The sequence below is a fragment of the Mesorhizobium sp. M1348 genome (assembly GCF_040317925.1).
Taxonomy (GTDB): Bacteria; Pseudomonadota; Alphaproteobacteria; order Rhizobiales; family Rhizobiaceae; genus Mesorhizobium.
Genome location: NZ_JAMYLH010000003.1, coordinates 357,167 through 378,185, shown reverse-complemented (window position 1 = coordinate 378,185; position 21,019 = coordinate 357,167). Strand labels below are relative to the sequence as shown.

General features: G+C 63.7%; 24 protein-coding genes. 12 read left to right on the top strand and 12 right to left on the bottom strand.

Translation table 11 applies throughout. From position 1 onward, the window contains the following. Positions 1 to 98: 98 nt before the first annotated feature. On the bottom strand, positions 99 to 476 hold the full coding sequence (locus tag NKH13_RS08890; RefSeq protein WP_352469370.1) for a YraN family protein: 378 nt from the start codon (positions 474 to 476) through the stop codon (positions 99 to 101). Continuing rightward, complete coding sequence (gene rsmI / locus NKH13_RS08885; RefSeq protein WP_352912199.1) at positions 469 to 1,377, bottom strand: 16S rRNA (cytidine(1402)-2'-O)-methyltransferase; 909 nt, start codon at positions 1,375 to 1,377, stop codon at positions 469 to 471. The genes NKH13_RS08890 and rsmI overlap by 8 nt, the downstream gene beginning before the upstream one ends. A 297-nt stretch (positions 1,378 to 1,674) precedes the next feature. Here rsmI and NKH13_RS08875 point away from each other — a divergent pair, with 297 nt between their 5' ends. Then, a complete protein-coding gene (locus NKH13_RS08875) occupies positions 1,675 to 1,932 on the top strand; it encodes a hypothetical protein (protein ID WP_352912225.1) in 258 nt (85 codons plus the stop codon). A gap of 72 nt (positions 1,933 to 2,004) precedes the next feature. Here the strand turns inward: NKH13_RS08875 and NKH13_RS08870 are convergent, their stop codons facing one another. The 5 genes from NKH13_RS08870 to rph are packed head-to-tail and all read right to left on the bottom strand — an operon-like array spanning position 2,005 to position 5,315. After that, positions 2,005 to 2,328 carry a low molecular weight protein tyrosine phosphatase family protein gene (locus NKH13_RS08870; protein WP_352912196.1) on the bottom strand — a complete coding sequence of 108 codons (324 nt, stop codon included), beginning with the start codon at positions 2,326 to 2,328 and terminating at the stop codon, positions 2,005 to 2,007. Positions 2,329 to 2,332: 4 nt separating this feature from the next. Continuing rightward, positions 2,333 to 3,496, bottom strand: coding sequence for a radical SAM family heme chaperone HemW (gene hemW, locus NKH13_RS08865; protein ID WP_352912194.1), 1,164 nt, complete (start codon positions 3,494 to 3,496; stop codon positions 2,333 to 2,335). Next, the gene (gene rdgB / locus NKH13_RS08860) at positions 3,493 to 4,155 is read right to left on the bottom strand and encodes an RdgB/HAM1 family non-canonical purine NTP pyrophosphatase (RefSeq protein WP_352912192.1); all 663 of its coding nucleotides are present in this window, start codon (positions 4,153 to 4,155) and stop codon (positions 3,493 to 3,495) included. The genes hemW and rdgB overlap by 4 nt, the downstream gene beginning before the upstream one ends. After that, a complete protein-coding gene (locus tag NKH13_RS08855) occupies positions 4,155 to 4,565 on the bottom strand; it encodes a VOC family protein (RefSeq protein ID WP_352469079.1) in 411 nt (136 codons plus the stop codon). Before NKH13_RS08855 ends, rdgB begins: the two co-directional genes overlap by 1 nt. Before the next feature lie 33 nt (positions 4,566 to 4,598). Further along, entirely contained in the window at positions 4,599 to 5,315 is a 717-nt protein-coding gene (rph, locus tag NKH13_RS08850; protein ID WP_292658263.1) for a ribonuclease PH, read from the bottom strand. 132 nt (positions 5,316 to 5,447) lie between these two features. On the opposite strand from rph, the gene hrcA reads away from it, so the two are divergent. The 6 genes from hrcA (at position 5,448) to NKH13_RS08820 (ending at position 11,153) form a co-directional block, all read left to right on the top strand. Then, positions 5,448 to 6,560, top strand: a complete 1,113-nt coding sequence (gene hrcA / locus NKH13_RS08845; RefSeq protein WP_352469078.1) for a heat-inducible transcriptional repressor HrcA — start codon at positions 5,448 to 5,450, stop codon at positions 6,558 to 6,560. A gap of 33 nt (positions 6,561 to 6,593) precedes the next feature. After that, positions 6,594 to 6,791, top strand: a complete 198-nt coding sequence (locus NKH13_RS08840; RefSeq protein WP_254818005.1) for a hypothetical protein — start codon at positions 6,594 to 6,596, stop codon at positions 6,789 to 6,791. A 99-nt stretch (positions 6,792 to 6,890) separates the two neighbouring features. Next, positions 6,891 to 8,246, top strand: coding sequence for a PQQ-dependent sugar dehydrogenase (locus tag NKH13_RS08835; protein WP_352912190.1), 1,356 nt, complete (start codon positions 6,891 to 6,893; stop codon positions 8,244 to 8,246). An 87-nt stretch (positions 8,247 to 8,333) separates the two neighbouring features. Further along, a complete protein-coding gene (locus NKH13_RS08830; RefSeq protein WP_352912189.1) occupies positions 8,334 to 8,951 on the top strand; it encodes a LysE family translocator in 618 nt (205 codons plus the stop codon). A 151-nt stretch (positions 8,952 to 9,102) separates the two neighbouring features. Further along, positions 9,103 to 10,083 carry a cysteine synthase A gene (gene cysK / locus NKH13_RS08825; RefSeq protein WP_023718844.1) on the top strand — a complete coding sequence of 327 codons (981 nt, stop codon included), beginning with the start codon at positions 9,103 to 9,105 and terminating at the stop codon, positions 10,081 to 10,083. 446 nt (positions 10,084 to 10,529) lie between these two features. Next, positions 10,530 to 11,153, top strand: a complete 624-nt coding sequence (locus tag NKH13_RS08820; protein WP_352912187.1) for a glutathione S-transferase family protein — start codon at positions 10,530 to 10,532, stop codon at positions 11,151 to 11,153. A 15-nt stretch (positions 11,154 to 11,168) separates the two neighbouring features. On the opposite strand, the gene NKH13_RS08815 is transcribed toward NKH13_RS08820, so the two are convergent. Beyond that, entirely contained in the window at positions 11,169 to 12,425 is a 1,257-nt protein-coding gene (locus NKH13_RS08815) for an RNA polymerase sigma factor (protein ID WP_352912185.1), read from the bottom strand. Beyond that, positions 12,425 to 12,778: a YciI family protein gene (locus tag NKH13_RS08810; RefSeq protein WP_023718846.1), complete on the bottom strand. Its 354-nt coding sequence runs from the start codon at positions 12,776 to 12,778 to the stop codon at positions 12,425 to 12,427. The genes NKH13_RS08815 and NKH13_RS08810 overlap by 1 nt, the downstream gene beginning before the upstream one ends. Positions 12,779 to 13,033: 255 nt before the next feature. On the opposite strand from NKH13_RS08810, the gene NKH13_RS08805 reads away from it, so the two are divergent. From NKH13_RS08805 to NKH13_RS08795, 3 genes are all read left to right on the top strand, one after another. Then, the gene (locus tag NKH13_RS08805) at positions 13,034 to 13,993 is read left to right on the top strand and encodes a TAXI family TRAP transporter solute-binding subunit (RefSeq protein WP_352912183.1); all 960 of its coding nucleotides are present in this window, start codon (positions 13,034 to 13,036) and stop codon (positions 13,991 to 13,993) included. 181 nt (positions 13,994 to 14,174) lie between these two features. After that, positions 14,175 to 16,271, top strand: a complete 2,097-nt coding sequence (locus NKH13_RS08800; protein WP_352912181.1) for a TRAP transporter permease — start codon at positions 14,175 to 14,177, stop codon at positions 16,269 to 16,271. Next, positions 16,268 to 16,651 (top strand): DUF1850 domain-containing protein, encoded by a 384-nt coding sequence (locus NKH13_RS08795; protein ID WP_352912179.1) that lies wholly within the window; start codon positions 16,268 to 16,270, stop codon positions 16,649 to 16,651. The genes NKH13_RS08800 and NKH13_RS08795 overlap by 4 nt, the downstream gene beginning before the upstream one ends. On the opposite strand, the gene NKH13_RS08790 is transcribed toward NKH13_RS08795, so the two are convergent. The 3 genes from NKH13_RS08790 to NKH13_RS08780 all read right to left on the bottom strand — a co-directional run bounded on the left by NKH13_RS08790 (position 16,540) and on the right by NKH13_RS08780 (position 19,125). Continuing rightward, positions 16,540 to 18,291, bottom strand: a complete 1,752-nt coding sequence (locus NKH13_RS08790) for a saccharopine dehydrogenase family protein (RefSeq protein ID WP_352912177.1) — start codon at positions 18,289 to 18,291, stop codon at positions 16,540 to 16,542. The genes NKH13_RS08795 and NKH13_RS08790 overlap by 112 nt on opposite strands. Before the next feature lie 49 nt (positions 18,292 to 18,340). Then, positions 18,341 to 18,721, bottom strand: coding sequence for a thiol-disulfide oxidoreductase DCC family protein (locus tag NKH13_RS08785; RefSeq protein ID WP_352912221.1), 381 nt, complete (start codon positions 18,719 to 18,721; stop codon positions 18,341 to 18,343). Positions 18,722 to 18,978: 257 nt separating this feature from the next. Beyond that, the gene (locus NKH13_RS08780) at positions 18,979 to 19,125 is read right to left on the bottom strand and encodes a hypothetical protein (protein WP_023718851.1); all 147 of its coding nucleotides are present in this window, start codon (positions 19,123 to 19,125) and stop codon (positions 18,979 to 18,981) included. Positions 19,126 to 19,533: 408 nt separating this feature from the next. On the opposite strand from NKH13_RS08780, the gene NKH13_RS08775 reads away from it, so the two are divergent. Both NKH13_RS08775 and ku read left to right on the top strand, forming a co-directional pair. Then, complete coding sequence (locus NKH13_RS08775) at positions 19,534 to 20,040, top strand: YciE/YciF ferroxidase family protein (protein ID WP_352912219.1); 507 nt, start codon at positions 19,534 to 19,536, stop codon at positions 20,038 to 20,040. 126 nt (positions 20,041 to 20,166) lie between these two features. Continuing rightward, the gene (gene ku, locus NKH13_RS08770; protein ID WP_352716044.1) at positions 20,167 to 21,018 is read left to right on the top strand and encodes a non-homologous end joining protein Ku; all 852 of its coding nucleotides are present in this window, start codon (positions 20,167 to 20,169) and stop codon (positions 21,016 to 21,018) included. Position 21,019: the final 1 nt, after the last annotated feature.

Genomic DNA, 21,019 nt, shown 5'->3' with positions numbered 1-21,019 from the left:
CGGGTCATCCGATGCTGGCCTCCACTCCAGCCAGCATCTTGAATCACAAAACAGATAAATCTGGAATCCCCTTTGATTCCGTCAAAGGGGGAACCGCTCTAGCTCCGCCCGTAGAAAACGTTCTCGACATGCACCGGCCAGCGCCACGGCAGTACCGCCACCATGTCGAAGCGCACCGATAATTTTCCGTAGTCGGATTGGCGCGACAGCCAGAAATCGGCGGCGCCTTCGATGCGGCGCTCCGATTCGCGGCCGACTGCTTCCATTGCCTCCATCAGGGTGCGGCGCGCCTTGACCTCGACGATCAGCACCAGATCGCCGCGCCGCGCGATCAGGTCGATCTCGCCGAACCTGGTACGGTGTCGGCGAGCCAAAATCCGGTAACCCTTCAGCATCAGCGCCGCCGCCGCCAGCCATTCGCCGTGATGGCCGCGCCGGTAGGCCTTTTGCCGGCTGGCGCTCGGCCGTTCAGCCATCGCCGTCTCCGCCGGCCCTGAGGTCAAGCAGCCGCCGGTAGAGCGCCTGTTTCTGGCCACCCGTCATCTTGGCGGCTTCCGCCGCTGCCTTGGAGGCCGGCATCTCGGCGGCGAGCGAAAGCAGAAGCCGGTCGATGTCTTCAGGCTCATCAGCGACCACATCCGCCGGGCCGACGCAGATGACGATTTCGCCTTTCGGCGTATCGGCTGCGGCGTAATGGCTGGCGAGCGACTGGAGGGTGCCGGTCCGCATCTCCTCGAAAGTCTTGGTCAGCTCGCGGCCGATCGCCGCCTTGCGGTCACCGCCCAGTGCCTCGACCATGGCATTGAGCGTCTCGGCCAGCCGGCGCGGCGATTCGAAGAAGATCAACGTTGCCGGCACCGCCTTCAAAGCTTCCAGCCGCGTCAGCCGCTGCCCGGTCTTCACCGGCGGGAAGCCGGCAAACAGAAAGGCGTCCGAGGGCAGGCCGGATGCCGTCAGAGCGGCAAGTGGCGCCGACGGTCCGGGGATCGGCACGACACGAATGCCGCGTTCCAGCGCCTCACCGACCAGCCGGTATCCGGGGTCGGAGATGAGCGGCGTGCCGGCATCCGAGATCAGCGCGACGCTCTGCCCGGCCTCGAGTGCCGCGATCAGCTTCGGCCCGGCCTCGCCGGCATTGTGTTCGTGGTAGGCGGTGGTGCGGCGGCGGATGCCGTAGCGGTCGAGCAGCACGCGGCTGACACGTGTGTCCTCGCAGGCGACGATATCGGCGGCGGCGAGCGTTTCCAGCGCGCGCAGCGTGATGTCGGCGAGATTGCCGATAGGCGTCGCCACCAGATAGAGCGCCGGCTCGAGCGGCCGGGCGGCAATCTCGGTCTGCCCGACCACATAACTGCGTTTGGCCGATTCGCCGGTCACCTGCACAACTCCGTTCGACCCTGTTTGGCACGGCTCACGCTTGGTTGCAAAAGCCTGGGTTGCAACGGCCCGGGTTCCAGAAGGGATGCCGACGTGAACCAGCCGCCATGCCTTCGCCATAGTAGGGAACGAAACCGTTGCCGGCGAATTTTACACCTGATCTCGGGAGGAGCAGGATGGACAGCCTGACGATACAGGACGTTTTCGAACCCTATTATGCCGGCCGCAAACGCTTCGCTGCGCCATGCGACAAAGGCCTGCCTGCCGAAGCCGCAGATGGCAGAGCCAAGAAGCCGCTTGCACGCCAGCGATCGGCAGAGAGTAAGCCCGCAAACGAAACCGACCGCACGATGGAGCACTGACCGGACGATGCCCAATCGCTTCGACATTTTCATCACCCGCCTCGAAACAAAAAGCGCCCGCGATGGCGCAGCATCACATCCCACAGCCGACCAGCACCGTGCCTCGCGCGACAAAAGCGAGATCAAGCCGGCGCGCTCCGGAGAGACCAGCGAAAAAGATCGCGCCAAACACCGCCACAAGCACGAGGCTTGACCACCGCAGACCTTCGCGATTGGTCGAGACAGCTCTCGAAAGCGCGGTTGCGCATGCTCCGCGATGTATCATTCAACCCAGATACTTCGAGACGCGCGCCTCCAGCAGGCCCACCAGAGCCGGGTCCATGAATTCATAGTCGTCGGGAATATCGAGGCAGATTACTCGAGCCTTTTTCAGGCTTGTCTTGAATTTCTGCTGCAGTTTGGCGCGGTGCGGTTTTTCCATCACGAAGATGATGTCGGCCCAGGCAACGAGTTCATGCGTCAACGGAGTGTCGGCATCGTGATTGGTGCCCGCTGATGCGACCTCGATGTCCCGCCGCTTGGAAAACAGCTGCTCCGCCGTCGGGCTGCGCAAGCGATTCTGGCTGCAGACGAAGAGAACGTTCTTCAACGTGCTATCTGGCCAGATCCGCCACGACCGCATCGAGCACGATCATGCCGGCCGGCGTGGCGCGCAGGCGGGCATTGCCGATCGGCGCCACCAGGCCTTCGTCCTGCAGCACCGACAGCCGTGCCGTCGACAGGCCGCGCCCTGAAAATGCCTCGTAGCGGGAAAGGTCGATGCCTTCCGCCAGCCTCAGCCCCATCAGCAGGAACTCGTCGGCCTCTTCCGACCGCGTGAGGATCTCGCCGCCGGTAACGCCATGGCCCTTGGCCTCGACCAGATTGGCCCAGGTCTCCGGCATTTTCTCGGCGATCGTCACCACGCGCCGCCCGCTCTCGACGAAGCGGCCATGCGCACCGGGACCGACGCCGACATATTCGCCATAGCGCCAATAGGTGAGATTGTGCCGGCTTTCGGCGCCGGGCCTGGCGTGGTTAGAAATTTCGTAGGCCGGCAGTCCGCGTGCGGCGGTGATCTCTTGCGTCAACGCGTAGAGATCGGCGGCAACCTCATTGTCTGGAATGATGAATTTCCTTGCCGCATGCAGTGCATGGAACGGCGTGCCTTCCTCGATGGTCAGCTGATAGAGAGACAGATGGTCTGCGGCGTGGCCGATCGCCTGCTCGAGTTCCGTCTGCCACGCTTCAGGCGTCTGGTCCGGCCGCGCGTAGATCAGGTCGAAGGACAACCGTGGGAAAATCTCGCGCGCCAGGCCGATCGCATGCAGGGCCTCATCGACATTGTGCAAACGGCCGAGAAAGCGCAGATCCTTGTCGTTCAGCGCCTGCACGCCAAGCGACACCCGGTTGACGCCCGCCGCGCGATAGCCGCGAAAGCGCTCGGCCTCGACGGAGGAAGGATTGGCCTCCAGCGTCACCTCGATGCCACCAGGCACCGTCCAGTTCTTCGCCACTGCATCCAGCACCGCCGCCACGGTCTGCGGCTTCATCAGCGACGGCGTGCCGCCGCCAAGAAAGATGCTTGTCACCTCGCGCGGTCCCGTGCGGCCGCGCATGGTCGCCAGCTCGGTCTCGAAGGCGCGGGCAAAACGCTCCTGGTCGACCGGCTGGTGGCGGACATGGCTGTTGAAGTCGCAATAGGGGCATTTGGCCGCGCAGAACGGCCAGTGGACGTAGACGCCGAAACCAGGGCTGCGGTCGAGCAGCATGGTCATGCGGCGGCCAATCGGGCTTGGGCGAATTTCTGAAAGGCGCGGGCACGGTGTGACAATGCGGTTGGCTGGCCGGGCTTCCAGCCATGCTTTTCCTCCGCGCTCATCTCGCCGAAGGTCTTTTCGAATCCGTTGGGCAAGAACACCGGATCGTAGCCGAAGCCGAGCTCGCCGCGCGGCGGCCATACCAGCATGCCCTCGACCTCGCCGCGAAAATATTCCGCCTGGCCGTCGGGAAAGGCCAGGCAGATCACCGCGACAAAGCGGCCCTTGCGCTGGGCAGGCGTGATCGCGCCAACTTCCTGCAAAGCCACTTCCGTGCGCTGCATGGCCATGCCGAAGTCGCGGGAGCCGTCCGGCGTCTCGGCCCAGTTGGCGGTGTAGACGCCGGGTGCGCCGTCAAGCGCATCGACACATAGGCCGGAATCGTCCGACAGCGCCGGCAATCCAGTGGCCTTGGCGGCGGCCAAGGCTTTTATGAGGGCGTTCTCCTCGAAAGTGCTGCCGGTCTCGTCCGGTTCCGGCAAGCCGTATTCCTTGGCGGACTTCGCTTCTATGCCGAACGGCGCCATCAGATCGGCGAATTCCCGCAATTTGCCGGCGTTATGGCTGGCGACGACGATCTTATGCCCGTCAAGCGAGTGAACAGTTGGCGAATGCATCAGATGCCCCAGATTCTTGGCTCGGCGAATTCGATCGAATTGCCCGAGGGGTCGCGAATATAGATCGAGCGGCCGCCCTGCGGCCATTCGAACTCGCTTTCGATGGCGATTTTCTTCGCCTCAAGATGGGCTTTCCAGCGCGGGATTTCATCCGCGCTTGCGGCGAAGCAAAGATGCCCCTCGCCGACGGCGCCATGCGGCGGCACTTTGAGCTTGGCATCGGACGCCGGCGGCACCTTGGTCGCCTCGGCATTGAAGATGAGCAGCACGCCGTCGCCGCAGCGGAAGAAGAGATGCCTGCCGTCGACTTTGCCGAGCGGATCGAGCCCGAGCACGCCCGAATAGAACCGTTCCGCGGCAGCAAGATCCGTCACGTAGAGTGCTGATTCCAGGATTGCGGAAGGGGTCACAGGATCGTCAACCTCATCGTCATAAACTGAAGATCAGTCCACGGCCATCTGCTGCAGGCTGACCAGGCGCTGAATGCCCTTCTTGGCCAATACCATCAGCGCCGCGAACTGCTCTTCCGAGAACGGCTCGCCCTCGGCCGTGCCCTGGATCTCGACGATACCGCCCTTGCCGGTCATGACGAAATTGGCGTCGGTGCCGGCCGAGGAATCCTCGATGTAGTCGAGATCGATGACCGGCTGGCCATCATGGATGCCGCAGGAGATCGCCGCAACGTGATCCTTCAGCACCTTGCCAAGGCTCGCCATCTGGCGGACTTCCATCCAGCGCAGGCAATCGTAAAGCGCCACCCAGCCGCCGGTGATCGAAGCGGTGCGCGTGCCGCCGTCGGCCTGGATCACGTCGCAGTCGACGGTGATCTGCTGCTCGCCGAGCGCCTGCAGATCGACCACGGCGCGCAGGGAGCGGCCGATCAGCCGCTGGATTTCCAGCGTGCGGCCGCCTTGTTTGCCGGCCGAAGCCTCGCGGCGCATGCGCTCGCCGGTCGAGCGCGGCAGCATGCCATATTCCGCCGTCACCCAGCCCTTGCCGGAATTGCGCATCCAGCCCGGCACCTTTTCCTCCAGGCTGGCCGTACACAGCACATGCGTGTCGCCAAACTTCACCAGGCACGAGCCTTCCGCATGCTTGGAGACGCCGCGCTCGAAGGAGATGGGGCGCATTTCGTCGAATTGGCGTTTGGAAGGGCGCATTCAGGCTTCTTTCTTTCTTCGGAATCTTGGCCGGGCTTGTAGCCGCACGGGGCGCTAGGCGCAAAGGAAAATGGACCGGTTGCGCCGCCGCCGCGGAAGTCTATATCTTCGGGCCGGAGGTTTTTGGCTCGAATGACCAAGGCAGTCGATCCCGGTTCGCAATCGCACGTGCTTCCGTCGCACGCGCTGCAATCGCCCGCGCTTCAATCGCTCGACATGCGTTCGCGCGACATCTTTCGGCGCATCGTCGATTCCTATTTGAAGGATGGCGAGCCGGTCGGTTCGCGCAGCCTGTCGCGCATCCTGCCGTCGTCGCTGTCGCCGGCCACCATCCGCAACGTGATGAGCGACCTTGAGCATCTCGGCCTGATCTATGCGCCGCACATTTCGGCTGGCCGGCTGCCGACCCAGGCAGGCCTGCGTTTCTTCGTCGATGCTTTCATGGAACTCGGTGACCTCTCCGACGAGGAGCGCCGCACCATCGAGGCGCAGGTGCGCGCCTCCGGCTCGGGCGCGACGCTGGAGCATATGCTGACCGAGGCCAGCCAGATGCTGTCCGGCATGTCGCGCGGCGCCGGCCTCGTGCTCGCCGCCAAGAACGAGGTGGCGCTGAAGCACATCGAATTCATCCAGCTCGAGCCGACCAAGGCGCTGGCCGTGCTCGTCTCGCAGAACGGCGACGTCGAAAATCGCGTCATCGATCTGCCCGCCGGCATCACCGTCTCGCAATTGCACGAAGCCTCCAACTTCCTCAACGCCCATATCCGCGGCCGCACCCTGGCCGAGGCGCGGGTCGAGATCGCACGCATCAAGGAAGAGACCAGGGCAGCCCTCGACACGCTGTCGCAGGATCTGGTCGAGAAGGGCCTGGCGGTCTGGGCAGGCGCCGAAAGCGGCGTGCCTGGGCGGCTTATCGTGCGCGGCCGCGCCAATCTCCTGGAAAACGTCACTGCCCAGGCCGACATAGAATTGCTGCGGCATCTGTTCGAGGATCTGGAGACGCAGGATGGGCTGATCCAGCTCCTCGACCTCGCCGAGGAAGGTCCGGGGGTGCGCATCTTCATCGGTTCGGAAAACAAGCTGTTTTCGCTGTCTGGCTCCTCGCTGGTGGTGGCACCCTATCGCGACAAGGACGCGCGCGTCGTCGGTGCGCTCGGCGTCATCGGGCCGACGCGGCTGAACTATGCCCGCATAGTACCGATGGTCGACTATACCGCGCAGCTGATTTCGCGCATGCTGCGCTAGGAGCCGCCGCGGCCTGCCGCAAGGAGAAAAAGAATGGCGCTGGAATCGTTCAAGGCCCAGATTAGCCTGCTGCTCGAGGAAATGGTCAATCAGCCTGAGGATCAGCACGAGGTGCAAGAGCAGTTGCGTGAGAAGCTGCAAGAGATGCGGGCCATGGGCCTGCCGCTGCCGGCCGATCTGGTCGCGCTGGAAAAGCGCCTTGATGACGATTTCTACGCCTCTGGCAACTGAAGGGGTTCGGCTTCAAATCCTCGTGTTCCGGACGACCGCTTGGAACGACCAATGCCTGATCCCGTTTGTCCTCTTCGAGGCGAATCCCGGAGGACGTTGATGACCCGATCTGGCGGCTTTGCGGCCATTGCCGCGGCTCTCCTTGTCGCGACACCGGCATCCGCCCGGCAGTCGGATCAGAAGGTGCTCAAAGGCGAAGCCGCTTTTGGCGATTGGCACGCCGACAGGCCTGGCGTCCGCCGCCTGATCGGGCCGCAAGACATGCCGCCAGCCGATCCCGCCCAATCCGCTTCGAACGGCGCCGGCGTGACGGAGCGGCCCGAAAGCGCCAAGCCAGAATTGCCGCCGGGCTTTTCGGCCGAAATAATCGCCTCCGGACTCTATAATCCGCGCGTCGTTCGCGTCGCTCCGAACGGCGACCTGTTCATCGCCAACGGCCATGCCGACCAAATACGTGTCTACCGTCTGGCCGAGGGCCGCGCCAAACCCATCGAGAAAGCGATTTTCGCCAAGGGCCTCAACTATCCATATGGCATCGCCTTCTATCCGCCAGGGGACAAGCCGCAATGGGTCTATGTCGCAAGCAGCGACAGCATCGTCCGCTTCCCCTATCGCGACGGTGACCTAAAGGCGTCCGCTAAACCAGAAACCATTGTCGCCAAAATCCCGTCGGGCGGTCACTCGACCCGTGACATCGCCTTCTCGCCTGACGGCAAGACGCTTTTTTTATCGGTTGGCTCGGACTCGAATGTCGCCGAGGACATGGACAAGCAACCCGATGGCGGCGTCGACGCGTGGGCGAAATCAAAGCCGCTCGGCGCAACGTGGGGCTCCGAGGAAGGCCGTGCAGATGTGCTCGCCTTTGACCCGGATGGGAAAAATCCCCGAACTGTCGCCACCGGCCTGCGCAACTGCACGGGCATGACGGTGCAGCCCGCCACCGGCGCATTGTGGTGCGTCGTCAACGAGCGGGACGAACTCGGCGACAACGTGCCGTTCGAATTTGCAACTGCGGTCAAGGACGGCGGATTCTATGGTTGGCCTTGGTACTACATCGGCAATAACGAGGATCCGCGCCATCAGGGCGAGCGGGCAGACCTGGCCGGCAAGGCCACTGTCCCCGATGTATTGATGCAGGCGCATTCGGCGCCGATGAACATAGCCTTCTACGACGGCAAGAACTTCCCGGCGGATTATCAGGGTGACGCCTTCGTCACCATGCATGGTTCGTGGAACCGTGGCGCCAGGACCGGCTACAAGGTGGTGAGGCTCAAATTCAGGGATGGCAAGCCGACCGGCGAGTATGAGGACTTCATGACCGGCTTCGTCATCTCGAACGACGCCGTCTGGGGCCGCCCGGTCGGTGTCGCGATGGCCAAGGACGGCTCGCTGATCGTCACAGAGGACGGTAACGGCACCATCTGGCGCGTTACCTACGAAGACGGCCGCTCCTGAACGGCGGTGTCGCCTGCTGCGCTGGCGCAATCGAATCCGGCCCGAGGGAATTCACCCAACTTCAACATTGTGCGACAAGCGCGAATCATGACGCTCACCGGGTTCCTCGCCTACAGCGCCGCCCTCGGCATCGCCGCAGCCATCCCCGGCCCAGGCGTCACCGCGCTCGTTGCGCGTGCACTGGGCTCCGGCTTCCGCTCGTCGCTGGCCATGTCGTTCGGGCTGATGCTCGGCGACCTGACCTATTTGACTGCCGTGGTGCTCGGCCTCGCTTTCGTCGCACAAACTTTCGGCATGGTCTTCCTGGCCATCAAATGGCTGGGCGTCGCTTACCTCGCTTTTCTTGGCTGGCGTTTCTGGACGAGCGGCATCACGCCCGAAACGGTGGAGGCAAAGAAAGGCAAGGGCGGCTTGGCATCCAGCTTTGTAGCCGGCCTTGCCGTCACGCTCGGCAATCCGAAGACGATGATCTTCTATCTCGCCATCACCCCGACCATCGTCGATCTGAAGGCGATCACGCTGGTCGACTACGGGATCCTTGTCGCGCTCACCATCGTCGTCCTGCTCGTGGTGCTGGTGCCCTATCTGGCGCTGGCGGCCAAGGCGCGCTGGTTCCTGAAGTCGCCGCGGGCGCTGAGGGCACTCAACCGCACCGCCGCCGGATTCATGGTCGGTGCGGCGGCGGCAATTGCCGCCCGCCAATAGACCTCTTTCGCCAATCCGCCCAGGGATTGTCACGCCTTGCAAGGGCGGGGGTATTCAGCACGAACTTCACTCGGATATTTTTCGATCGACAGCCTATCTTGCGCGGTGGATGGCTCTATCCTATGCCGCTTGACCTCTGGGAGGAAAATCAATGAACAAGCCCGCCACCCCCACACACGTGCCCGGCCGCGGCCGCATCTACAATTCGATCACCGAGACGATCGGCGACACGCCGCTGGTGCGGCTTGATAAATTCGCCAGGGAGAAGGGTGTCGTCGCCAATCTGCTGGCCAAACTCGAATTCTTCAACCCGATCGCCTCGGTCAAGGACCGCATCGGCGTGTCGATGATCGAGGCATTGGAGGCTTCGGGCAGGATTACGCCCGGCAAGACCACGCTGATCGAGCCGACCTCGGGCAATACCGGCATCGCGCTCGCCTTTGCCGCCGCCGCCAAGGGCTACAAGCTGATCCTGACCATGCCGGAAACCATGTCCGTCGAACGCCGCAAGATGCTGGCGCTGCTCGGTGCCGAACTGGTGCTGACCGAAGGGCCGAAAGGCATGAAGGGCGCCATCGCCAAGGCGGACGAGCTGGCGGCAACGCTGCCCGACGCCGTCATTCCGCAGCAATTCGAGAATCCGGCCAATCCGGAAATCCATCGCCGCACTACGGCCGAGGAAATCTGGAACGACACCCATGGCGAAGTCGATATCTTCGTTGCCGGCATCGGAACCGGCGGCACCATCACCGGCGTCGGCCAGGTGCTGAAGAAGCGCAAGCCCTCGGTGCATGTCGTCGCCGTCGAACCGGAAGCCTCGCCGGTGCTGTCGGGCGGCCAGCCAGGCCCGCACAAGATCCAGGGCATTGGCGCCGGCTTCGCGCCAAAAATCCTCGACACGACGATCTATGACGAGATCGTCAAGGTCTCGAACGAGGATTCGGTTGCCAATGCACGGCTCGTCGCTCGGCTCGAAGGTGTGCCGGTCGGCATCTCGTCGGGTGCCGCCCTGCAAGCGGCAATCGTCGTCGGCTCGCGGCCCGAGAACAAGGGCAAGAACCTCGTCGTCGTCATCCCCTCCTTCGCCGAGCGCTATCTCTCGACGATCCTGTTCGAGGGATTGGGCGCGTAGAGTCTGGACACCTCGTCATCCCAGGGCGGAGCGAACGCGAAGCGGAGCGCAGACCCTGGGATCCATTCCGTGAGCGTGGCCAACGAATACCGCGGTGCAGATGTGAAAGCCGTTGCAACATCGGCAGCATGCACGCTGTCCTCCGACATCTAAAGGCTCTGCACCGTCGCGACGCTCAGAAGTTACGGCATGGACCAGGGTCTCGGCGACGTCGCTTCGCTCCTGCTCCGCCCCATACATGACGAAGGTAGGTGGGCTTCAGCCAATCTCGAAGGTTTGCGCTAGACTAGTTCACCTAGGGCAACAGGCTCCAACCCGTGCGCCGAGGACCCAGATAACAGCACTGGCCCGCTGAAAAAACACCTGTGGCGGCTCCCGCTCGCTTGAGTAAAGCGGCGCTTCGGTTCAGATCGTCGCCGGCCTTGCACCGGCTGGCGGAGGACTTCATGTACAAGCTCTATACGCGTGCCAATACCGGCGGCTTTGTCGTCGAGGCGGCGCTCGCTTTGGTGGGTGTGCCTTTCGACCAGATCGACGTTCCGAAGGGCCGACTCGATCAGGCCTTTTTAGACATCAGCCCCTTGAACCAGGTGCCGGTCCTGATCATGCCGGACGGACGCTCGATGACCGAATCGGCGGCGATCTGCATCCTGCTGGCCGAGCGCCACCCGGAAGCAGGACTGGCGCCCGCAGCAAGTTCGCCGGACCGTGCCGACTTCCTGCGCTGGATGTTTTTCATGTCCTCCGTCATCTATTCGGCTGACCTGCGGTTCTTCTACGCGCATCGCTACACGACCGATCCCCGCGGCGTGGACGCTGTCAAACAGGCGGCGGTCTCGGAAATGGATCGCAGCTTCGCCATTCTCGATGCCGCCCTCGAAGGCCGTGACTGGCTGGCCGGCGACCGGCTCTCGCTGGCCGACGTCTATCTCGTCATGTTGGTGGCCTGGCATCCGGAGGTCGCGAAGGTTCCAACCGCTTGGCCGAACATCGAACGCCTGTGGGCCAATTTGCGGGAACATCGGGTGATGAAGAGGCTGAATGCTGCCCACGACATGTGGCCGGCCTAAGCACTCCGCCTTGTCTCAGTGTCTTTCCGCGCGGCCGAGCCCTGCCCGTCGTTCCTGCAGGAACCGGCGCACGGCCGGATCGCGTTCGAGGCCGATAGCCCGGTCATAGGCCTCGCTCGCCTCCCGAATGTTGCCGAGTCTGGCCAGCAGGCCCGCGCGGGCGGCCCAGTAAGGTTGATAGTCGTACAGCCGTTTGTCGCCGCTGAATTGATCAAGCGCGCTCAATCCTGCCGAAGCACCTTCGGCCTCGGCAATGGCCACCGCGCGATTGATCGACACCACCGGCGAGCCGGCGATTACCGACAGCGCGTCATAGAGCTCCTTGATCGCGACCCAGTCGGTAGAACCGGTCAGCCGCCGTGTCGTATGGGCGGACTGCACCGCGGCCTCGAGCTGGTAGCGGCCGACAACGCCTTCGGCTGCGGCGCGCCTGAGCAGCGTCTCCGCTTCATCGATCATTGCGTCGTCCCATAGTGCAAGATCCTGCTCGGCCAGCGGTACGTAATCACCCGCCGCATTGCGCCGGGCTGCACGCCGCGCCTCGGCGAACAGCATCAGCGCCAGCAGGCCGAGCGCCTCCGGCTCGTCCGGCATCAGCGTGGCCATCAGACGGCCTAGCCAGATGGCTTCGGTCGCGAGATTGCGGCGCCGCGTTTCGGTGCCGGCCGGGTCGGACCAGCCTTCGGCAAACGCCGCGTAGATTGCTTCCAGAACGGTGCCCAGCCGCTCACCGAGCTCGGCCCGCTCCGGCACGCGGAACGGAATGCCTGTCTCGCGAATTCGCGTCTTGGCGCGCACCAGGCGCTGGCTCATCGTGGCTGGCGATATAAGAAAAGCCGAGGCGATCGTCGCTGCGTCGAAGCCCAGGACCGTCTGCAGGATCAGTGGCGCGCGGACGCCGGCCTCGATCGCCGGATGGGCGCAGGCAAACATCAGCCTGAGCCGCTCGTCCGGCAGGTCTTCCTCGGCCATGCGTGCCTCCATCTCCTCGGCGATCAGCCTGAGGTGGTCGCGGCCCGCCTCGCTTGTCAGCCGCCGTCTGACCGCATCGACGCGGCGCCTGCGCGCCACCGCCAGCAGCCAGGCTTCCGGCTTGTCGGGCACCCCCGCCTTTGGCCAACGCTCGAGCGCCGCTGCAAAGGCATCAGCCAATGCGTCCTCGGCAGCGGCCACGTCGCGCGTGCGTGCGGCGAGATAGGCGACCAGCTTGCCGTAGCTTTGCCGGGCGGCCGCTTCCGCCGCCGCCCGCGCGGTATCGGGCAGTTCCGGCATCACATGGTGAGTTCCCAGATCGGCCGCACCTCTACGGTGCCGGTGCTGGCGCCCGGGCAGCGCGCCGCCCAGGCAATGGCCGCGTCGACGTCCTCCGCTTCGATCATATAGAAGCCGGCAAGCTGCTCCTTGGTGTCGGCATAGGGGCCGTCGAGCACGTTGGTCTTGCCATTGGCCATCCGCACCGAGGTAGCGGATTGCGTCGGCTTCAGCCGGTCGCCGGCGAGCCAGGCGCCAGATTTCTTCAACGCTTCGGTATAGGCGACATAGGCGCTCGACATCTGTGTCACCGCGTCTGCCGGCGCGGCTGCCATCCCCGCTTCGTTTCCGTAGATCAAAAGCATATATCGCATGGTCTTCTCCCGTTTCTAAGGCCGCATCGTTGCGAGCCGGACGTATGTCGCGCGGCCCTGCCCGATTTCGACAGGCGCTGGAAAAATCTTTCGGCCGCGATGCGACCTCGCGCAAGCGCCGATGTGCTGGGGCACTGCTTAGCCGTTCGTCTAATCGCTGCTATTGCGGGTTGGCATTTCCCGCCCGCTGTCTAAACTCGCCTCGCTTCGTGCCGCAGAGGAGGGCACGGGCCGAATTTTCAGGGAGGAAATCGCATGCCCAATTTCAGGACGAAATTTATTGCGGCGGGCGTGCTGGCGCTGTCGCTTGGCCTTGGCGCGGTATCAGTCAAGGCACAGGAATTCATCAACGTGCTGACCGGCGGCACGTCCGGCGTCTACTATCCGCTCGGCGTCGCGCTGTCGGAAATCTACGGCAAGGGCATCGAAGGCGCGCGCACCCAGGTGCAGGCGACGAAGGCCTCGGTCGAAAACCTCAATCTCTTGCAGCAGGGCAAGGGCGAGATCGCTTTCGCGCTGGGCGATTCTGTCAAGCTGGCCGCCGAAGGCAATACCGAAGCCGGCTTCCCAGGCAAGCTCGATAAGCTGCGCGGCATCGCCGCCATCTATCCCAACTACATCCAGATCGTCGTCAGCAAGGAATCCGGCATCAAGACGCTCGCCGATCTCAAGGGCAAGAGCTTATCTGTCGGCGCGCCGGCCTCGGGCACCGAGCTCAACGCCCGCACGATATTTGCCGCTGCCGGGCTGAAATACGAAGACCTCGGGCGGATCGAATATCTGCCCTTCGCCGAATCGGTGGAACTGATCAAGAACCGCCAGCTCGACGCCACGCTGCAATCGGCTGGCCTTGGGGTCGCGTCGATCCGTGACCTCGCCACCTCAGTGCCGGTAAACATCGTTGCCGTGCCGGCGGAGGACGTCGCCAAGATCGGCTCGCCCTATCTTTCCGTGGTCATCCCCAAGGGCACCTATGAGGGCCAGACCGAGGATGTCGCGACCGCCGCCGTCGGCAATTTCCTGATCACCAGCGCCGATGTCTCCGACGAGACCGCCTACCAGATGACCAAACTGCTGTTCGAGCATCTCGACCAGCTCACCGCTGCCCACGCCGCCGCCAAGGCGATCGACCCGGCCAAGGCGCTCGACGGCATGCCGGTGCCGCTGCATCCAGGCGCCGAGAGGTATTACAAGGAAAAGGGGCTCATCAAGTAAAGCGTCCCCTCCCCCTTGAGGGGAGGGTGGCCCGCAGGGCCGGGAGGGGTCCTCGGCGACGCGCTCCCTCGTTCAGGCAAAGGTCGAGGCAGTTGAGGTTATCCCACACGTCCATCCGCCTTCGGCGGCTGTCCACCCTCCCCCCAAGGGGGAGGGGAGCGCCCCGCCAGGAACCCCGCTAATGACCGAAACCCCGACGATTCTTTCCCCCACCGCCGAAATCCCTGTCGAAGGATTGCCGCCTGGCTTCGGCGAAGGCATCGCCGGCAAGGCGGCGTTTTTTATCGCCATCGCGTTCTCTATCTTCCAGATCTACATCGCCGCCTATGGCAGCCTGCCGAGCCAGGTCGTACGCGCCATGCATGTCGGCTTCCTGCTGCTGCTCGGCTTTGCCCTAATCGCCAATCTGCGCGCCAAAGGCGTCCCGGCGAAAGCAGTGTTCTGGACGCTCGGCCTGCTTGGCTTCGCCACCGGTCTGTACAATTGGGTGTTCTATGCCGACCTCATCCGCCGCTCCGGCTTTCTCACCACGCCTGACCTGATCGTCGGCGCGGTGCTGGTCGTGCTGGTCTTCGAGGCGGCGCGGCGATTGATGGGGCTGCCGCTCGCCGTCATTGCCTTCATCTTTCTCGCCTACGCATTTGCCGGCAATCATCTGCCGCCGCCTTTCATCCATCGCGGCTATGATTTCGCCCAGCTCGTCGACACCTTCGCCTATGGCACCGAAGGCATCTACGGCACGCCGATCTATGTCTCGGCCGCCTACATCTTCATCTTCGTCGTCTTCGCCGCCTTTCTTGAGCGCGCCGGCATGATCGCGCTGTTCAACGATTTTGCGCTTGGCCTGGTCGGCTCATGGCGCGGCGGCCCGGCGCAGGTCTGCGTGCTGTCCTCGGCGCTGATGGGCACCATTTCGGGTTCCGGCGTCGCCAATGTGGTGGCCAGCGGCCAGTTCACCATCCCGCTGATGAAGCGCTTCGGCTTCCGCTCGGCCTTCGCCGGAGCTGTCGAGGCGACCTCGTCGATGGGCGGCCAGATCATGCCGCCGGTGATGGGAGCGGTTGCCTTCATCATGGCCGAGACCCTGAACATCCCCTATGCCGCGGTGGTCAAGGCGGCGATCATTCCGGCGCTGCTCTATTTCGGCGCGTGTTTCTGGCAGGTGCACCTGGAAGCCGGCAAGGCCGGGCTGCACGGCATGGCCAAGGCCGACCTGCCGAATCCGTGGGATGCAGTGAGACAACATTGGCCGCTGGTACTGCCTCTCGCCGCACTGATCTACCTGCTGTTTGCCGGCTACACACCGGTCTTCGCCGGCACCATGGGCCTGGCGTTGACCATTGTGCTCATCCTCGGCACGCCGCTGGCAGCATCGATCGGGCCGCTCGCCTTCCGCGTCGTCTTCTGGCTGGCGCTCGGGCTTCCCGCGGCTTCCTTCATGAAATTCGGCGTCAACATCCTCAGCGTGGTCATCGCCGTGCTGGTCGTCGCCTGCCTCACCTTCAAGGGCGGGCGCGAGACGCTGCGCATATGCGTGGATTCCCTTGCCGAGGGAGCAAAGAACGCGCTGCCGGTCGGCATTGCCTGCGCCATCGTCGGCATCGTCATTGGCACGTTGACGCTTACCGGCATCGCCTCGACCTTCATCGGCTGGATCATCTCGATCGGCGAGAACAATCTGTTCCTGTCGCTGCTTTTGACCATGCTCACCTGCCTGGTGCTCGGCATGGGCATACCGACCATTCCCAACTACATCATCACTTCGTCGCTGGCCGGGCCAGCGCTGCTGTCGCTCGGCGTGCCGTTGGTGGTCAGCCATATGTTCGTCTTCTATTTCGGCATCATGGCCGATCTCACCCCGCCTGTGGCGCTGGCCGCCTTCGCCGCCGCACCCATGGCCAAGGAAAGCGGCCTCAAGATCGGCATCCAGGCAACCAAGCTTGCCATTGCCGGCTTCGTGGTGCCGTTCATGGCGGTCTATACCCCGGCGCTGATGCTGCAGGATCCCGGCCCGATCGCCGCCCAGTTCGGCTATCCCGTCGAGGTCGCTTATATCGTCATCAAAGCCTGCATGGGTATCGTCCTGTGGGGCGCCGCGGCCGTCGGATTTCTCGCCCGGCGCATGGCCTGGTGGGAACGCCTCGTCGCGTTCGCCGCCGGCGTGCTGCTGGTTGCGGCGCTGCCGCTCACCGACGAGGCGGGCTGGGCGCTGTCCGTTGCCTGGATCGGCTGGCACTGCTGGCGCGCGCGGCAGGCTTCGCTGGCCAATTCAGCATGAGCCTCTGCATCGTCGCGGCCGGCAAGACGGTGACGCTCGCGGTCGCTGCCTTCACGCTCTCCTGGGTGCATTCGGTGGAGAAGACCCAGTGGCAGGAAGACTGGAAGGTGCTGCCGTTCGGCCTGGAGCTGGTCGAGGCCCGCATCAAGGGATCGGGCGCCGGGATGGAGCCGCCGCAGGGCTCGGCGCTGCGCGACGGCTGGTGGGTCTATGCGCCCAAGGTCGGGCCAAAGCGGCGCCTCGTGCTCGCCGCCTCGGGCGCTACGGGTCAGGGCTGGACACTGTGCACGGCGCAGGACTGCCGCGAATTGGCCAAGGTGGCAGGCGACACGATCTCGCTGGAGCCGTGCGCACCGGAGGGCTCCAGCCAACCGCGGTAGCGAGCGATCATGCCGGCAAGCGGATGCGAGATATCGACATGGAAGCGGAAGCGGCCATCCTCCACCGTTTCGTGGGAAGTCGAGCGTGGACCGAGCCACATCGGCAGCGGCAGGCCAAAAAAGCTCCAGCGGCGCAAGACCAGTGCCAGCCGGCCGTCCTCGGCAACCAGTGCCATCGCGAAGGTCAGCGGGCCGAAGCGTTCGCACAGCAGGCGTTGCGATCGACCCCGGCCTGCGAACTGTAGGCTCGAAAAACTGTGCTTGCCGAATGTCCGCGTCCAGGTCTCGCCGTCCTTGTCGGTGTCGAAGCGGACATGAACCGGGATGTCCTCGCTTGCCCCGGGGAAGCCGACCATCCAGGCCATTAGCCGGCCAAGAACATTGCGCCCGCGTTCGACGCGCGCGCGGCCTGCGGCGGTGATCGTACGGTCATGCATTGACCGAATTGCCTCGGGAAGGCCTTGCCAGGCGGCACCGAGCAGCTCGGCACAAAGCGGCTTGTCCTCGTCCGCGGCCCCGTTCCCGAAGCCGGTGTAGATCGTCCGCCCGGCGAACAGGGCCTCATAATCCCGGAGCTCCAAATCGCGCACCGCCGCCCGTGCGCCCGGCGCCGGCTGATGTCCGGCCAGCACTTTGCGGACCAGCGCTTCGACCGCCATAGACGGGATCAGCGGCCCATCATTGCCCTCGGCCAAGAGATGCCACGAGCGCTTGACGATGGCGCCCGTGCGGTCCGATCCCTCCACCTCGACGAACATGCCGCCGCGATGCTCGCCCCAGCGCAGCCGGTTCGTTGCCTGATGCATCAGCGGCGCCAGTGGCGAAAGCGAACTGATCAATCCGGCGCGCACCAGCCAGGCGAGGCAGATCAGGGCGCGGTGCAGCACCTCGGGTACCGGCCCGGCTCCCATCCAGATGGTCCTCGCCTCCGGCCAAAGCGCGGCCAAGGCGCGCAGGTCTGGAACGTCGACCAGCGAAAACAGCGTGTTTCGAAGCGGCAGCCGGCCCGGCGGCGCGATCGTGTAGCGCAGCTGCTCGATAAACAGACGGCCTTGTTCGGGACGGCCATTACGAACAAGGCGCACCGGCTGACCGGCGTAACCGGCGATGGCGCGAATGACGTTTCCGCCGACACCGGCGAAGGGCGACGGCGCGATGCCGTCGCGAATGCCGTCAACCCGCGTCAGGTCCGAAGACAGGCGACGCACCACCGCCGCCGTCAGCACCGGAAAGCTCGAGACGCCGGACAGCACGAAGACGCCGGCGTTTCGCGCCGCCTCGTCGAACGCAGAGACACCGGCGACGAAATCCGAGCCGTCGGCAAGATCGAGATAGTTGACGCGCCGGGCGATGCATGCCTCGATCAGGCGATAGCGTCCCTCGCCATAGGCCTGGAACGGACCGCTCGCGTCGACCACAATATCAGGCTCAAATGCAGCGAGTTGCGCGGCGAGATCGCCGTCACGGTCGAACAGTGCCGGCACCAGCCGGGCTGCTGTCGGGGCGCGCCTCTTGCAATACGCGTCAGCCTTGGCGAGCGAGCGCCCGGCGACGAACAGGATCAGACGCGGCTCGCCCTCCAAAAGCTCGACGGTGCGACCGCCAAAGGTGCCATAGCCGCCGACGACAAGAACCTTCATCCGCAGTTCCCCCAAAATGCCCAGCGCCGCTCCGGCCACGGCAATTAGCCTAGCCGATCAATCTTGTCCTCACCTCGGCGGAAGGGATTTCACAATTGTCCTTCTTGCCGAACAGGGCGTAGCGGTTCTTTGCGATGCGGTCGTAGAGCCAGTCGCGAAGCGGGCGCGGCAACAGCAGCAGGATCTGCGCCGCCCGCCACGGCCAGCCGAGTTCGGCCATGACGGCAACGAAACTGTCCAGGCGGGTGAAAGCGGCGCCATCGACGATGACGAGATTGGTCTCGTAGCGATCCGTCCGCAGCCCGTATTTCTTGAACAGCATCTCGCCGAAGGGCGACTGCGCCGTTACGAAATGGAAGCGGCCCTTGCGGTCGAGCTTCACCACCATGCGCACAAAGCCCGAGCACAATACGCAAATACCGTCGAACACGATCAACGGGCGACTCGATTCGAATTCTGGCGGCTCAGGAGAATGGTTCGGCTTGACGATCACGTGGCGCCCGGCAGCTGGTGTCAGGCGACACTAAGCCTGCCGGCGGCTGGATCAAAGCCCGGAATGTTAGAAGCTTGGCGGTGTCGCACGCCGTCTGTCGGTCAGCGCAGGGCGCTCGGCGCGATAGGTCGTTGACCGATTGTCGGCGTCGGGCCGGCAGATACGGCTGTCGTGACGGCTCTCCATGCTCATCATCAGTGCACGCTGATCCCAAGCGTGTTGCCACGGCGCGCGCAGGCGGGGCCTGGGCCGCGCATGTAATAGCGCTCGGGTCGATAGGTCGGCGCGACGAATTCGCGGATGGCGGCGGCATAGCCGGCGATTTGATTCCAGAAGCTCATTTTACTCGGTCCCTGTCCCGTTTCGGATGTCCCTTCCGAATTGCGGGGATCATAGCGTCCAGGCGTGAATAGTCGGTGAACGCGATGTTAATCTCTGGTCGAAAATGCCTTTGTTCATGGCTGGAATGCGGCTGATTCGCGGTGTTTCCATGCAGTCCGTCGGCATTTCGTCCAGTGTGACTTTTGCATCACATATGTTTCGCCTGAATGTCGCAGAAGCGCGGTTTTGTTTCAGGTTCTTGCTGGACCGCGAAATTTCCGTGCACGTGGTCGAAAAACCAGGAACCGGCCCGTCAGCCGCACGTTGATTTCCCAGTGCCGGGACGAACCGGTTCCGCAAGCTGTGGTGCTCGGTTGAGCCGCAGCCAAAAATCTGAAAACCGCAAGAGCAATGGAAAGGCAAAGGCCATGGGCTTCTTTTCGAAGGAGATCAAAACACTCGACGACCTCTTCGTGCACACGCTGCGCGACATTTACTACGCGGAAAAACAGATCGAGAAATCGCTGCCGAAGATGATCGACAAGGCGAGTGATCCGCAGCTGAAAGCCGGCTTTGAGAAACATCTCGCCCAGACCAAGGGTCATATCCAGCGTGTCGAGCAGGTGTTCGAACTGCACGGCGTGAAGGCCAAGCAGGTCGACTGCCCGGCCATCGACGGCATTCTCGAAGAGGCCGACGACGTCAGCGGCGACATCGCCGACAAGGAGGTCCTCGACGCTGCGCTGATCGCGTCCGCCCAGGCGGTCGAGCATTATGAGATGACCCGTTACGGCACCTTGATTGCCTGGGCCAAGCAACTGGGCCGCAGTGACTGCGCCAATGTGTTGGCCAACAATCTCAAGGAGGAGCAGGCAACCGACCGCAAGCTTACCGAGATGGCGGAAAGCAAGATCAACCTGCAAGCCGCCGAGTAGGGCAGCGATAGAGAATTGAGTTCAAGGCAAGGCTGGGCCGAAACCCCGGACTTGCCTTTTGCGCCGCCGGAACCGGAACGGGCTTTGCCCGTTCTCGGTTGAACATTGTCGCGCAGGGAGTTTGTCATGGCGCCGCGCCCCGCCTGGAGAGGGTATCTCAAGCTTTCGCTGGTCACTTGCGCCGTCGAACTGACCAATGTCGTCACCCAGGCCGAGAAAGTCTCGTTCCGCGTGCTCAACCGCAAGACCGGCAATACCGTCAAGCGCGTCTATGTCGATTCGGCAAGCGGCAAGCCGCTCGATGAAGGCGACGAGATCAAAGGCTACGAGATCGGCGACGGCGACTTCGTCCAAATCGAGGAGGAGGAGATCGAAGCCGTGCAGATCGAATCCTCGCATACGATGAGCCTCGATGGTTTCATCGAAAAATCCTCGATTCAGCAGATCTATCTCGATACCCCCTATTATTTGACGCCTGCGGACGAGGTCTCGGAAGAGGCCTTCGCAGTCATCCGCGAGGCCATGGCCGCCAAGAAGACGGCGGGGCTAGCCCGCATCGTGCTCTATCGCCGCGAACGTCCGGTGGTCATCGAGCCGTTGGGCAAGGGTCTGCTGCTGACGACCCTACGCTATGGCGATACGGTTCGCAGGCCCGAGATGGTGTTCGGCGACATCAAGCCGGTGAAGACCGACGCCGAGATGATCAGGCTGGCCGAACACATCGTCAATGAGAAACAGGCGAAGTTCGATCCTTCCGAATTCGAGGACAAATACGAAAACGCGCTGATCGAGCTGGTCCGCGCCAAGAAGGCCGGCAAGAAGGCACCGAAGACAAAGGCAGAACCACGGCCCTCCAACGTCGTCAATCTCTTCGATGCACTGAAGAAGAGCCTTTCGTCGGAAGCCGGTGCGCCGACAAAGACCGGACGCCCGGCAAAAGGCGCCAAGCCCAAAGCCGCTCGGCGCAAATCTGCTTAGG

Coding starts and splice junctions, on each gene's coding strand:
- NKH13_RS08890 (WP_352469370.1), bottom strand. CDS start 476: ATGGCTGAACGGCCGAGCGCCAGCCGGCAAAAGGCCTACCGGCGCGGC.
- hemW (WP_352912194.1), bottom strand. CDS start 3,496: ATGACCATGCTGCTCGACCGCAGCCCTGGTTTCGGCGTCTACGTCCAC.
- rdgB (WP_352912192.1), bottom strand. CDS start 4,155: ATGCATTCGCCAACTGTTCACTCGCTTGACGGGCATAAGATCGTCGTC.
- rph (WP_292658263.1), bottom strand. CDS start 5,315: ATGCGCCCTTCCAAACGCCAATTCGACGAAATGCGCCCCATCTCCTTC.
- hrcA (WP_352469078.1), top strand. CDS start 5,448: ATGACCAAGGCAGTCGATCCCGGTTCGCAATCGCACGTGCTTCCGTCG.
- NKH13_RS08840 (WP_254818005.1), top strand. CDS start 6,594: ATGGCGCTGGAATCGTTCAAGGCCCAGATTAGCCTGCTGCTCGAGGAA.
- NKH13_RS08835 (WP_352912190.1), top strand. CDS start 6,891: ATGACCCGATCTGGCGGCTTTGCGGCCATTGCCGCGGCTCTCCTTGTC.
- NKH13_RS08830 (WP_352912189.1), top strand. CDS start 8,334: ATGACGCTCACCGGGTTCCTCGCCTACAGCGCCGCCCTCGGCATCGCC.
- cysK (WP_023718844.1), top strand. CDS start 9,103: ATGAACAAGCCCGCCACCCCCACACACGTGCCCGGCCGCGGCCGCATC.
- NKH13_RS08820 (WP_352912187.1), top strand. CDS start 10,530: ATGTACAAGCTCTATACGCGTGCCAATACCGGCGGCTTTGTCGTCGAG.
- NKH13_RS08815 (WP_352912185.1), bottom strand. CDS start 12,425: ATGCCGGAACTGCCCGATACCGCGCGGGCGGCGGCGGAAGCGGCCGCC.
- NKH13_RS08810 (WP_023718846.1), bottom strand. CDS start 12,778: ATGCGATATATGCTTTTGATCTACGGAAACGAAGCGGGGATGGCAGCC.
- NKH13_RS08805 (WP_352912183.1), top strand. CDS start 13,034: ATGCCCAATTTCAGGACGAAATTTATTGCGGCGGGCGTGCTGGCGCTG.
- NKH13_RS08800 (WP_352912181.1), top strand. CDS start 14,175: ATGACCGAAACCCCGACGATTCTTTCCCCCACCGCCGAAATCCCTGTC.
- NKH13_RS08795 (WP_352912179.1), top strand. CDS start 16,268: ATGAGCCTCTGCATCGTCGCGGCCGGCAAGACGGTGACGCTCGCGGTC.
- NKH13_RS08790 (WP_352912177.1), bottom strand. CDS start 18,291: ATGAAGGTTCTTGTCGTCGGCGGCTATGGCACCTTTGGCGGTCGCACC.
- NKH13_RS08780 (WP_023718851.1), bottom strand. CDS start 19,125: ATGAGCTTCTGGAATCAAATCGCCGGCTATGCCGCCGCCATCCGCGAA.
- NKH13_RS08775 (WP_352912219.1), top strand. CDS start 19,534: ATGGGCTTCTTTTCGAAGGAGATCAAAACACTCGACGACCTCTTCGTG.
- ku (WP_352716044.1), top strand. CDS start 20,167: ATGGCGCCGCGCCCCGCCTGGAGAGGGTATCTCAAGCTTTCGCTGGTC.